1 pseudogene is annotated in these 1,118 nt (G+C 64.1%); it reads left to right on the forward strand.

Annotated elements, in window-relative coordinates:
* A pseudogene (locus tag QX010_RS33020) lies at positions 1-765 on the forward strand (hypothetical protein); the annotation flags it as partial.
* Between the last annotated feature and the right edge of the window lie 353 nt (positions 766-1,118).

Raw genomic sequence — 1,118 nt, forward strand, 5'->3', positions numbered from 1 at the left:
GGCTACCTGGTCGCCTGGAAAATGGCTGGCGTCGACCTCTACACGGTCTGGAATACCGACAGCAGCGGTGCTTACGTCAGCAATGCAATCGGCGCCGTTCCGGGCGGCTCGGCAGCGCTGGAGACGCTGGAGACAAGCTTTCATCAGGATCTGAACGGCGACGGCACCATCGGTGTGCCCGCTCACGTCGCAGCGGGCACGCAAGCCCTGACGCTGGCCGGTGGCCCGGACGTGGTCCTGACGGTGTCCGGCAGCTTCGGCGGCTCCCTGATCGGGTTCGGCGGCAACGGCGATCAGATCGACCTCAGCAGCATCGCCTTTCATTCGCTGCAGGCGCATTTCGACGACAGCAGCGGGCTGCTGTCGCTCAGCGACGGCGCGAGCAGCACCTCGTTGCATTTCCTCGGACCGCTGTCGCAGGACAGCTTCCGTTTCACCGATGACGGCCAGGGCGGCACGATGATCTCGGCGGCCGCGGGTCCGGCGAGCGGCCCCGCTCCGCAAGCCGTCTCCCTGGCAGGACACGACACCTTCGTCTTCGCCGAGCATTTCGGCCAGGTCAGCGTCGCCGACTTCCATCTGGGCAGCGACACGCTCGTCGTCAGCCACAACCTGTTCGCAGATCAGGGCGCGCTGCTCGCGGCAATCCACGATGATGCGGCTGGCAACGCCGTGATCACCGATGCCGCGCATGACACCATCACCGTCCAGCACGTCACGACGGCGGACCTGCTGACCCATTTGTCCAGTTTCCACCTGGTCTGATCGGCGCCCTTAATCTTCGGGGCGGGCTCGCGGGGAGCAAATCCCTGCTGTGCCCGCTCCGATCTCTGCCCCCGTCCGGAGTTGCCCCTGCGAAGGCTGACTTGGGCCCGCGGCAATGGCCGCCTCCCCGGACACAATCAATAGTTGAATTCGATCGAACAGATCGAACAATGACGTATGGCCGGAGCGGCCATTCTTCGGTACCATTTTATACAAGATCGGGGGGCATCACTGCCCGATGCTTCAATTCCATCCCGCCTGTCGGCCTCGAGGACAGGATCACCATCGTTGCATGCATGCTCTACGAATCCGGCCGTACCGAAGACATTCCTGACCGCTGGCGTGAAGCCGCC

This window comes from Bradyrhizobium sp. SZCCHNRI1009, from assembly GCF_032487575.1.
Taxonomy (GTDB): Bacteria; Pseudomonadota; Alphaproteobacteria; order Rhizobiales; family Xanthobacteraceae; genus Bradyrhizobium.